Source organism: Amycolatopsis acidiphila (assembly GCF_021391495.1).
GTDB lineage: Bacteria > Actinomycetota > Actinomycetes > Mycobacteriales > Pseudonocardiaceae > Amycolatopsis_E > Amycolatopsis_E acidiphila.
Genome location: NZ_CP090063.1, coordinates 2,663,809 through 2,674,929, shown reverse-complemented (window position 1 = coordinate 2,674,929; position 11,121 = coordinate 2,663,809). Strand labels below are relative to the sequence as shown.

Here is an 11,121-nt window from a genome sequence, read left to right as displayed (position 1 = left end):
CGCTCTGTGAAGCCGAATTCCCGGGCGGATTTCGAGCAGCAGGAGCGGTACGCGGACGGGGCGCGGGTTGCGAAACTGGTCACGCGAAAGCCGGTTGAGAATGCCGAAGCCGCCGCGAAAAGGCCGGCGGACCCCGTACTCCTTCCCAACCACACACATGCGGGGTTCGCCGGCGCGGATCACCGGACGGCGCTTCCCGGTCCCTTCCCGCGGAGCACCTGCAAGCCCGAGTGGCCGCCTGGTCGTAGTTGCCACCGCATTCCAGCACCCGCTCAGCGGCCTGCGCGGTCGCCTCCACCGGCCGCCGGAAACCCGTCCCCAGGAGGGGAATGCGCCGACGGTCCGGCGCTGCAGTTGCTGCTGAACTCGGTGACCTCGGTCGTGACGTTCGTGATGGTGTTCATCATCCAGTCCGAGCAGAACCGGGGCGAGCGCGCCACCCAGGCGAAGCTCGACGCCCAGAACCATGTGCTGATGGACGTCGCACAGCAAGTCGGCGCCCGCCCGCCGGGTGGGCTGCCCGCGCTGACCGGCCTGGAAGAGGCGCCGGAGCGGCACATCCGGTCCGAACAGCGACGTGTCCGCGAACGCGGGTGAAGGAGAAAGTCGTGAAGTACCAGATCTCGCCGAACCAGCTGTGCGGCAGGCTGGGGACGTCCTCGTCGCACTCACGCCGCTGCTCAACCGGGACCGAACGCGGCCCGCGGCGCGCCCTGCCAGGGCCGGTGGGCGCGGACCACGCGCCGCACGGGCGAGACCCGCCCTGCCGCGCGCAGCCGCTCCTGTCGTCGGGCAGGACCGTGCCCCGGCCAAGTTCCCCCGCAGGTGCAGCAGAGTATTCCGCAGACGGGCCCGCAGCTGGATGGCGCCGACGGCGGGCAACGACGCCAGGGCTACCCGGGGGAGGATGACGATCGGGACGTTGCCGTGCCGTCGAGGACGAGTGGCTCGCAGCGCAGGCACACCTTCCGCTCGACGCTGTCGCTGACGCGCCCCGACAGTTCGTCCACCAGGTCCCGGGTCACCGCCGCGGGCAGGCCCGGGTCTGCAAAGCAACCCGACTGTCGCCGTCATGACCCATCGGGCACCCGGTGCGCCCGGTTTCGAAAACGGAGGGTCACAACCCGAGCGGCAGCATGGGCGAGTCCCGTGGCCGGGTGTGGTAGGCGATCCCGCGCGGGGAGAGGACCTGCTCGATCGCCGACACCATGCCGCCGATGAGGCCCGCCTCGTCGCCCAGTGAGCTGTGCACCAGCGACAGGTTGCGGGTGGCGAGCGGCCGGGACTGCTGGTAGACCACGCTGCGGACCTGGGCCAGCACCTCTTCGGTGCACTGGACGATCGGCCCGCTGAGCACGATCCGCGCCGGGTTGCAGAAGTTGACCAGGTCGGCGATCACCCGGCCGACGACGATGGCCACCTCGCGGACCACGCTGACGGTGTTCGCCTCGCCGCGGATCACCGAGGCCAGCAGGTCGTCCTCGCTCACGTTGAGCCGGGCCGCGATGGCACCGGTCGAGGCGATGGCTTCAAGACAGCCGCGGTTTCCACAGCGGCACAACGCGTCGGGCAGCTCGGGCACGCGGATGTGCCCGATGTCCGCTGCGGCGCCGTCCGCGCCGTGCAGGAGCCTGCCGTTCTCGCCGACGAAACCGCCACCGACGCCGGGGCCGATGTGGACGAGCAACAGCGGCAGGTGCGCACCCTTCAGCGCCCTGGCCTCCCCCAGCGTCATCAGGTTCACGTCGTTGTCGACGACCACGTCGCAACCGAGCCGTTCGGCGAGGAATCGGCACACGCCGAAACCGTCCCAGCCGGGCATCAGCGGCGGCCGCACGGCCATGCCCAGATGCGAGTCGACCGGCCCGGGCAGGCCGACCGAAATCGCGAGCGCGTCCTCCTTCGTGAGCCCGTTCTCCTCCAGCAGGGCGAGGAACTGCTCGACGAGCGCGGCCAGCAGCACCTCGGGGCCTGTTTCCACGTCGATCCTCAGCTCGCGCCGCCCTACGACCTCCTTGTCCAGCGTGGTCAGCGCGACCCGGGAGGTGCGAGTGGACACCTCGGCCACGAGTACGACGCCCTTGCCGGCGCTGACCTGGAACATCTGCGCCGGGCGGCCGCGTGCGTCCTGCTTGCCGAACCCGGCGTCCTCGATCAGCCCGGCGTCGAGCAGCACCTCGAGGTGCTTGTCCACCGTGGAGCGCGCCAGGCCCGTGGCGCGCACCAGCAGGCTGCGACTGACCTGTGTGCCGTCCGCGATCAGACGGGCGATGACACTTCGCGCGGCGTGCGCGTCGGGGGCCAGGCTCTGCTCTTCGAGCAGGATGCCGACTTCGGTCCACAGCGAGCCCATGGTCGGATCATAGCCTCATTTCTGTCGAAAAAGAAATAATTCTGGCCTATTTTGGCGCTTCAGAGCAGAATTTACGCTCATCCGCATGACAAGATCCACGGAGGACAGCGCTGTCGTCCGCCCCCTGAGGCCGGGGGTGGAATAAATGTCGAACCGTCTGGAAGTTCACGGCCTGAGCAAGGCCTTCCACGGGGTGCAGGCCCTGCGCGACGTCGGCTTCTCCCTGCAAGCCGGTGAGGTGCTCGCCCTCATCGGAGAGAACGGCGCCGGCAAGTCCACCCTCATCCGCATTCTCTCCGGCGCGCACGCACCGGACGCGGGCGAGGTCCTCCTCGACGGCCGCCCGGCCGCGATCAGTGGACCGGCCGGCGCGGAGGCGCTCGGCATCGCGACCGTCTACCAGGAACTGAGCCTGTTTCCCGAGCTCACGGTCACCGAGAACCTCCTGTTCAACCGCTACCCCGGCCGCGGGCGCATCGACTGGCGGGGCGCGCGCCGGGAGGCCGCCGCCCTGCTCGCCGAACTGGGCCTGACGGTCTCACCCGACCAGCGGGTGCGGGAGCTCAGCGTCGCCGACAAGCAGATGATCGAGATCGCGAAAGCGCTGCGCCGCGATGCCCGCGTGCTGATCCTCGACGAACCGACCGCCGTGCTCGGCGGCGCGGACGTCGACCGGCTGCTCGCGCTCGTGCACGACCTGACCCGGCGCGGCGTGAGCGTCATCTTCGTCTCGCACCGCCTGGAAGAGGTCTTCGGCCTCGCCGACCGGTACGTGGTGCTCAAGGACGGCGAACTGACCGGCGAGGGGGCGATCGCCGAGACCACGCACGACGAGCTGGTCTCGAAGATGGTCGGCCGCGACTTCGTGCGCGGCAGCCGCGAACCGGGTGCCGAGATCGGCGAGCCCGTGCTCCAGGTCGAGGGGCTGTCCCGGCCCGGGGTGCTGTCGGACATCTCGTTCTCGGTGCGGGCCGGCGAGGTGCTCGGCATCGCCGGGCTGCGCGGGGCGGGCCGCACCGAGCTGGCCCGCGCGATCTTCGGCGCCGACCCGCACACCGGAACCGTGCGGCTGCACGGAGAACCCGTGCGGATCACCGACCCGCTACAGGCGATCAAGGCCGGGATCGGTCTCGTGCCGGAGGAACGCAAGACTCAGGGGCTCGTCGTGGGTCAGTCCTGCGCCACCAACATCTCGCTGGTCAGCCTGCTCAAACGCGGGCGCCGCACGGTCCGTCCCGCGGCCGACCACGCCGTGGCGCGGCGGTACATCGAAAAGCTCCGCATCAAGACGCCCGGACCGCTGGCGCCGGTCGGCACGCTTTCCGGCGGCAACCAGCAGAAGGTCGTCCTCGCCAAATGGCTCGAGGCGGGCGTGGACCTGCTGATCCTCGACGAACCCACGCGCGGCATCGACATCGGCGCCAAGCAGGAGATCTACACCCTGATCCGGCAACTGTGCGCGCAGGGCCTCGCGATCGTCGTCATCTCCTCGGAACTGCCCGAGGTGCTGGCGCTGTCCGACCGGATTCTCGTGATGCACCACGGCGAAGTCACCGCCGAACTGCCCGGTGGCACCGCCACCGAGGAGGAAATCATGTCTCACGCCGTTGGAGGGCGATAGCCGTGGCCATCGAAGTCGGCCGGATGCCGGCCCTGACCCCGCGGGTGCGGCGCAACTGGCTGCCGCTGCTCATCGCCGCCGTCGTCATCGCCGTGGTGGCGATCGCGGTACCGCTGTTCTTCCAGCCCACCAACCTGCTCAACGTCGGCCGCCAGTCCGCGGTCGTCGGGGTGATCGCGATCGGCATGACGTTCGTGATCCTCACCGGCGGCATCGACCTGTCGGTCGGCGCGACCCTCGCCCTGACCGGGGTCACCACAGCGCTGTTCCTCGACGCCGGAATGGTCCTGCCCCTCGCGATCGTGCTGTCGCTGCTGGTCGGCGCGGGCGTCGGGGTGCTCAACGGCCTCGGCGTCGCCCGGTTCGGTGTGCAGCCGTTCATCATGACGCTCGCGACGATGGTCGCGATGCAGGGCCTGTCGCTGCGCCTGACCAACGGCGGGCCGAAGTCGTTCGACAACGGCGACGGGTTCTTCACCCTGATGGGCAGCGGTGACGTGCTCGGGATCCCCGGGCCGTTCGTGATCTTCCTCCTCGTCTCGGTGATCGGCGTGCTGACCCTGCGCTACCTGCCGTTCGGGCGGTTCCTCTACGCGATCGGCGGCAGCCTGGAGGCGGCGCGGCTCTCCGGGGTGCGCACCAGCCGCACGCTGGTGATCGCCTACGCCGTCAGTGGTCTGTGCGCCGGGCTGGCCGGCATCATGAGCGCGGCCCGGCTCGGCGTGGGCGACCCCACCGCGGGCGCACTGTCCAACCTGGACGCGATCACCGCCGTGGTGATCGGCGGGACCAGCCTCGCCGGTGGCATCGGCGGCGCGGTCGGCACCGTGTTCGGCGCGCTGCTGCTCGCGGTGCTGGCCAACGTGCTGAACCTGATCGGGGTCTCGCCGTTCGACCAGCAGATCGTCAAGGGCGCGGTGATCCTCGTGGCGGTGCTGCTGGCCGTGCAGGCGGTCCGGCGCCGCAAGGGCGGCCGGTCGTGAAGGCCCGGCTGGCGGTGCTGAGCCTGGCGCTGCTCGCCGCGGGCTGCACGACGGTCCCACACGAGGAAATCTCGGTGACCGAGGAGCTCGGCGACCGGCTGGCGCCCAGCGTCTACTGCGACGCCGAATGTCAGGGCCAGCTGGTCCTGCACGCCGATCCGTCCACCGTGCGCTGTTCCGTCGGCGTCTCCTGGAACAGCACGGCCTTTCCCTACGGCGCGAAGACGACCCAGATGTTCCCCGACTTCGCGCGGAAGTTCCTGCCGGGCATGAAGGTCAGTGTGGCCGACGCCCAGGGCGACGCGGGAGCCCAGGTCAACCAGGTGTCCGACATGCTGGCCAAAGGCGTGGAAGTCCTGGTCATCTCGCCGCAGGACACCGCCGCCCTGCGCGGGATCGTCGCCAGGGCCACCCAGTCCGGGGTCAAGGTGATCACCGCCGACCGGCAGGTGGACGGCGACGTGTCCAGCTACATCGGCTCCGACAACATCGAAGCCGGGGTCACCGACGGAAAGGCCGTCGTCCAGGCGTTGGGCGGCCACGGCGGGGTCGTCGAGCTGTCCGGCAGTCTGGGCGCCTCCCCCACCATCACCCGCGGCGCCGGCTTCCGGCAGGGCATCGCGGGTTCCGGCGTCCGGATCATCGCGACCCAGACGGCCAACTACAAACGCGCCGACGGGCTCAAGGTCATGGAGGACCTGCTGCAGCGCTTCCCGCACGGGCAGATCCAGGCGGTGTACTCGCACAACGACCAGATGACCTTCGGTGCGCTGCAGGCGATCCGGGAGGCCGGGCGGCAGAATGAGATCAAGGTGTTCAGTGTGGACGGTGAGGCCGACGCACTGAAGCGGATCTCCGCCGGCTCGCTCACCGCCACGGTCGGTTACCCGCTCGTGGCCAAGGAAGCCGCGATCGCCGCTGCGAAACTCTGCGCGGGCGAACCGCTCGCACCCCGGATCAAGCTCGAATCGACCCTCATCGACCGCGCCAACGTCGAGCAGTTCCTCGGCCGGCCGCCGCAGTAACAAGAAAGGGAAACAACCGAAGTGAAGATCTCGTACAACACCTGGGCCTACTCCAGCTTCTTCGTCTGGGTGCCCTCCTACACGCTCGACGAGACGATCAAGCGCATCGCCCGGCTCGGCTACGACGGCATCGAGATCGGCGCCGCCGCCCCGCACGCCTACCCGTCGCACCTGTCGGCCGGCCGGCGCGCCCAGGTCAAGGACCTGCTCGACGAGCACGGGCTCTCGTTGTCGAGCATGCTCCCCGCGCCGTCCGGCGGTCCCGGCAACAACCCCGCCTCCCCCATCGCCGAGGAACGCCGGGCGACCATCGAGCACTACAAGGAGCTCGCCGAGCTGACCGCGCAGTGGGGTGGCAAGACGCTGATCTACCTGCCCGGCTGGATCATCTTCGGCACCTCGCGGCGGCAGGCGCTCAAGTGGACCCGCGAGTGCCTCACCGAGATCGCCGACTCGATCGCGCACACCGGCGTCACGCTGGTCATCGAGCCGACCTCCCACGACACGAACCTCTGTGAGAGCGCCGACGACGCGATCGAGCTGATGGAGGACGTCAACCGGGACAACGTGAAGCTCATGTTCGACACCTTCCACGTGCTGTACCGGCGCGAGGTGCTCAGCGACTACGTGCACAAGATGGGCGAGAACCTCAAGCACATCCACATCGCCGACAGCGACCGCCTCCCGCCCGGTTCCGGCGTCGGCGACTTCCCGTCCCTTGTGGACGCCCTGCTCGACACCGGCTACGACGGCTACCTGACGATGGAGACGGGTTTCCACCGTCGTGGCATCGAGCCGGACGAGGACGCGCGCACCTCCATCGAGTACCTGCGCCCGCTGGTCGAGGCCAGGGCCAAGGCCCGAGTCGGTTCCTGAAACACCGGAGAAGGACGAGATGGACCACCCACTGCTGTTCCTCAACCGCGAGGAAGCGGCCGTCCTCGACGCGCTGGTCGAGGAGATCCTGCCCGGCGAAGAGGGTTCGCCGGGGGCGAGCGAAGCCGGTGTCGTCGAGTACATCGACCGCTCGCTGGCCGGGTTCCTGCGTGACCTGCAACCGGTCTACCGCGCGGGGTTGACCGCCCTGCGCGAGCTGAGCGGCGACGTCACCTTCTCGGATCTCGACGCCGGAGCACGGCGCGAGTTCGTGGCCACGCTGGCGGAAAGCCCGGACTTCGCCGGGAGGTTCTTCCGGATCGTGCGCGAGCACACCGTCCAGGGGTACTTCGGCGACCCGGCGTACGGCGGCAACCGCGACCTCGCCGGCTGGAAGCTCGTCGGCTTCCCGGGGGCGCAGTGGGGCTATTCGGCCGAGCAGATGCGGCCGGGCGTCGACTCCCGGGAGATCCCGCTGCTCACCATCAAGGACCTGTACGCGCGGATCGGAGGCGGGCGGTGACCGAGCGGTTCGACGCGATCGTCGTCGGGATGGGCTCGTCCGGCGGCATCATCGCCGAGCAGCTGACCAAGGCGGGACTGCGGGTGCTGGGCCTGGACAAGGGCCCGGACTACACCCAGGAGGACTTCCTGGTCAAGCAGGACGAGCTGCGGTACTACCAGCGCGGCGCCATCGTCGCCGGGGTGGACGTCGACCCGGTGACCTGGCGGGCCGGCGAGAACGAGACCCCACGCGTACTGCCGTGGTCCGCGGGCGAGCTCGGCTCGGACGAGCCGCTGTACGGCCTGCCCTCCATCGGCACCGGCGGCGGCACGCTCCACTGGGGCGCTGCCGCATACCGGTTCCGGGAATCCGACTTCCGGATGCGCTCGGCGATCGCCGAGCGGTTCGGCAAGGAGGCGCTGCCGGAGGGCTCCCTGGCGGACTGGCCGATCAGCTACGCCGATCTCGAGCCGTACTACGAGAAGGTCGAGCGGGAACAGGGCATCTCGGGCCGGGCTGCGGACAACCCGTTCGGACCACCACGCGAGCACGACTACCCGATGCCGCCGGTCACCCAGGGGCCGGGCGACGTGCCGTTCGTCGAGGCGGCCCGGCGCCTCGGGCTGCACCCGTTCCGGCAGCCGCTGGCGATCAACTCGGTCGAGTACCGCGGCCGGCCCGCCTGCGTGAACTGCGGGTTCTGCCACGGCTATCCCTGCCACGTCAAGGCGAAGTCGACCACACAGGTCACCTCGGTGCCGGCCGCCAAGGCGACCGGGAACCTCGACCTACGCCCGCTGAGCCGGGTCCTGCGGATCCACCGGAGCAACGACGGTTCCCGGGTCACCGGAGTGACCTATGTGGACGGTGCGGGCACCACGCACGAGGTCCGGTCCGACCTGGTGGTGCTGACCGCGTACGCGCTGGAGAACGTGCGCCTGCTGCTGGTCTCGGGGATCAACCGCGACGGCCAGGTCGGCCGGAACTTCATGACGCACAACTTCGGCTGGTTCACCTCCATCCTGCCGGAGCCGACGAACCCGTTCCTCGGCACGTTCAACGCCTCCAGCGCGGTCGACGACTACACCTCGGAACTGGTGCCGGACAACGACCTCGGCGTGCTCTGGGGTTCGCCGATCATCAGCGTCACCGGGGACCTGCAGCCGATCGAGGCCTACCACCTGATGGACCCGAGGGTGCCGAAGTGGGGCCTGTCGCTCAAGCACTGGCTGCGGGACAACTACCGGCACCTGCACCGGATGTACTCGCAGACCACGAACTTCCCGCACCCCCGGCACTACTGCGACCTCGACCCGAACGTCAAGGACCGCTGGGGCCAGCCCGCGCTGCGGATCACCCACGACTGGGAGCCGCACGACGCCAACTCGGTCACGCTCATGGGCCGCTACAAGGAGAAGATCGCCCGGGAGATGGGCGCGAAGGACTACTGGATGGACGAGCCACGGCCGCCGTACCACCTGTCCACGCACGACGTCGGCGTGCACCGCATGGGCGAGGACCCGGCGACCTCGGTCACGAACGTGTACGGCGAGGTGCACGAATGCCGCGGCCTGTACGCGGTCGGTGGCGGGCAGTTCGTCAGCTACGGCGGGTACAACCCGAACCAGACGATCCAGGCGCTGGCCTACCTGAGCGCCGAGCACCTGCTGGAGCAGGCATGAGCGGGCGGTTCGAAGGCAAGGTCGCGTTCGTCACCGGGGCCGGGCGCGGGCAGGGCCGCAGTCACGCCATGCGGCTCGCCGCCGAGGGCGCGGACGTCGCACTGGTCGACCTGGGCCGTGCCGGCAAGGTGGAGAACCCGCCGTACCGCACCGCGACGATCGACGATCTCGAAGCCACCCAGGCGGAGATCCGGGCGCTCGGCCGCCGGGCCGAAGTGTTCGAAGTGGACGTTCGCGACCACGATTCACTGGTGTGGGCAGCCAACGAGACCGCCGGCAGGCTCGGCGGGATCGACTACGTGATCGCGAACGCGGGCATCACCGACGGGTTCCACCTGACCTGGGAACTGCCGCCGGCGCACTGGCAGACGATGATCGACATCAACCTCACCGGGGTCTTCCACACCTGCCACGCGACCGTGCCCCGGCTCATCGAGCGCGGAGCCGGTTCGGCACTGGTGCTGATCAGCTCGGGCGTCGGCATCAAACCGGTGCCGCGGCTGGCGCACTACGTCGCGGCGAAAATGGCGTTGCGCGGGCTGAGCGCGTCACTTGCCGCGGAACTCGGCCCGTATGGAATCCGGTGCAACACCGTGCACCCCGGCGGCATCGACACCGAGATGACCACCGCGATGGTCGAACTGAACCAGGTGCCGCGCGAGGACCTGCTGGCAGGTTTCCGGGCCGGGCAGCTGCTGCCGGGCGACCTCGGCATCGGCGACTCGACGGCCGCCGTGCTCTGGCTGCTCTCGGCCGAGGCGCGCATGATCACCGGCCTGGAGCTGACCGTCGACGCGGGCGAAAGCAAGAAATGACACAGAAAGGGCAAGGCATGTCTTCGGAGAAGGTGCTGCGCGTCGGCATCGTCGGGCTGGAGTTCGGGGCGGAGTTCATCCCGATCTACCAGCGTCACCGCAACGCCGAGATGTACGCGATCTGTCAGCGCACCGAGTCGAAGCTCAACGAGGTCGGCGACCGCTACGGCGTCGACGTGCGCTACACCGACTACGCGCGGATGCTCGCCGATCCGAACATCGACGTCATCCACATCAACACCCCGCTGCAGCTGCACGCCGACCAGGTCGTCGCCGCGCTGGAAGCGGGCAAGCACGTCGGCTGCACCATTCCGATGGCCACGTCGGTGGACGACTGCCGCCGGATCGTCGAGGCACAGCGGCGGACCGGGCTGACGTACATGATGATGGAGACCACGGTGTACAGCCGCGAGTTCTTCTTCCTCGAGCAGAACTACCTCGACGGCAACCTGGGCAAGCTGCAGTTCTTCCGGTCCTCGCACCACCAGGACATGACCGGCTGGCCGTCCTACTGGGACGGGATGCCGCCGATGTACAACGCGACCCACGCGATCAGCCCGACGCTCGCGCTCGCCGGGCACCAGGCCGAGTACGTGCAGTGCCTGGGCTCGGGCTCGGTGTTCGACCGCATGAAAGACGCCTACGGCTCGCCTTATGCGATCGAGTCGACGCACATCAAGTTCCTCGACAGCGACGTCGCCGCCGAGGTCACCCGGCACCTGTGGGCCGTCGCCCGCGAGTACCGGGAGAGCTTCGACGTCTACGGCTCGATCCGCTCCTTCGAGTGGGCCCAGACCGAGGACGCCGCGCACGTGCTCTACCTCGGCGAGACGCCCGAGCGGATCGAGGTACCCGACTTCGCGCACCGGCTGCCCGAGGAGATCCGCTCGTTCACCACCGCCGGGGTGTACACCGGGGACGGCGAGACCGAACACCGTTCGTTCGTCCAGGGCGGCGGGCACGGTGGTTCCCACCCGCATCTGGCGCACCGGCTGCTGATGTCCGTGCTCGGGGAGGCCGAGCCCTACCCGAACGCGGTGCAGGCAGCGAACATCACCTGTGCCGGCATCCTGTCCCACGAGTCCGCCCTCCGCGGCGGCGAGCGGGTATACCTGCCGGACTGGACCCTGTCCGACGCGAAGCCACATGTCGTGGAGCTGGCGCAGGACGTCGAACCGCCGTGGGCGGCGGCCTGAAGCACCGAGTTCCTCCCGGTGCGGCGCCTGCCGCGCCGGGAGGAACCTGGTGCCTCACCTGGGCG

10 protein-coding genes are annotated in these 11,121 nt (G+C 69.5%); 9 read left to right on the top strand and 1 reads right to left on the bottom strand.

Annotated elements, in window-relative coordinates; genetic code table 11:
• Positions 1-6 precede the first annotated feature (6 nt).
• Complete coding sequence (locus LWP59_RS40320; protein WP_267903743.1) at positions 7-597, top strand: low affinity iron permease family protein; 591 nt, start codon at positions 7-9, stop codon at positions 595-597.
• Positions 598-1,117: 520 nt separating this feature from the next.
• Here the strand turns inward: LWP59_RS40320 and LWP59_RS12980 are convergent.
• A complete protein-coding gene (locus LWP59_RS12980; RefSeq protein WP_144633402.1) occupies positions 1,118-2,353 on the bottom strand; it encodes an ROK family transcriptional regulator in 1,236 nt (411 codons plus the stop codon).
• A gap of 145 nt (positions 2,354-2,498) precedes the next feature.
• Here LWP59_RS12980 and LWP59_RS12975 point away from each other — a divergent pair, with 145 nt between their 5' ends.
• Genes LWP59_RS12975 through LWP59_RS12940 form a run of 8 tightly spaced genes read left to right on the top strand, consistent with a single transcriptional unit; the run spans position 2,499 to position 11,056 of the window.
• The gene (locus tag LWP59_RS12975; protein ID WP_144633398.1) at positions 2,499-3,974 is read left to right on the top strand and encodes a sugar ABC transporter ATP-binding protein; all 1,476 of its coding nucleotides are present in this window, start codon (positions 2,499-2,501) and stop codon (positions 3,972-3,974) included.
• Positions 3,975-3,976: 2 nt separating this feature from the next.
• Positions 3,977-4,957, top strand: coding sequence for an ABC transporter permease (locus LWP59_RS12970; RefSeq protein WP_222425412.1), 981 nt, complete (start codon positions 3,977-3,979; stop codon positions 4,955-4,957).
• The gene (locus tag LWP59_RS12965) at positions 4,954-5,982 is read left to right on the top strand and encodes a substrate-binding domain-containing protein (RefSeq protein WP_144633396.1); all 1,029 of its coding nucleotides are present in this window, start codon (positions 4,954-4,956) and stop codon (positions 5,980-5,982) included. Before LWP59_RS12970 ends, LWP59_RS12965 begins: the two co-directional genes overlap by 4 nt.
• 21 nt (positions 5,983-6,003) lie before the next feature.
• A complete protein-coding gene (locus LWP59_RS12960; RefSeq protein WP_144633394.1) occupies positions 6,004-6,858 on the top strand; it encodes a sugar phosphate isomerase/epimerase family protein in 855 nt (284 codons plus the stop codon).
• A 19-nt stretch (positions 6,859-6,877) separates the two neighbouring features.
• The gene (locus LWP59_RS12955) at positions 6,878-7,381 is read left to right on the top strand and encodes a gluconate 2-dehydrogenase subunit 3 family protein (RefSeq protein WP_144633390.1); all 504 of its coding nucleotides are present in this window, start codon (positions 6,878-6,880) and stop codon (positions 7,379-7,381) included.
• A complete protein-coding gene (locus tag LWP59_RS12950) occupies positions 7,378-9,045 on the top strand; it encodes a GMC family oxidoreductase (protein ID WP_144633387.1) in 1,668 nt (555 codons plus the stop codon). The genes LWP59_RS12955 and LWP59_RS12950 overlap by 4 nt, the downstream gene beginning before the upstream one ends.
• Complete coding sequence (locus tag LWP59_RS12945) at positions 9,042-9,860, top strand: SDR family NAD(P)-dependent oxidoreductase (protein ID WP_186383044.1); 819 nt, start codon at positions 9,042-9,044, stop codon at positions 9,858-9,860. The genes LWP59_RS12950 and LWP59_RS12945 overlap by 4 nt, the downstream gene beginning before the upstream one ends.
• Positions 9,861-9,877: 17 nt before the next feature.
• Complete coding sequence (locus LWP59_RS12940) at positions 9,878-11,056, top strand: Gfo/Idh/MocA family protein (protein WP_144633381.1); 1,179 nt, start codon at positions 9,878-9,880, stop codon at positions 11,054-11,056.
• The last annotated feature ends 65 nt before the right edge of the window (positions 11,057-11,121 follow it).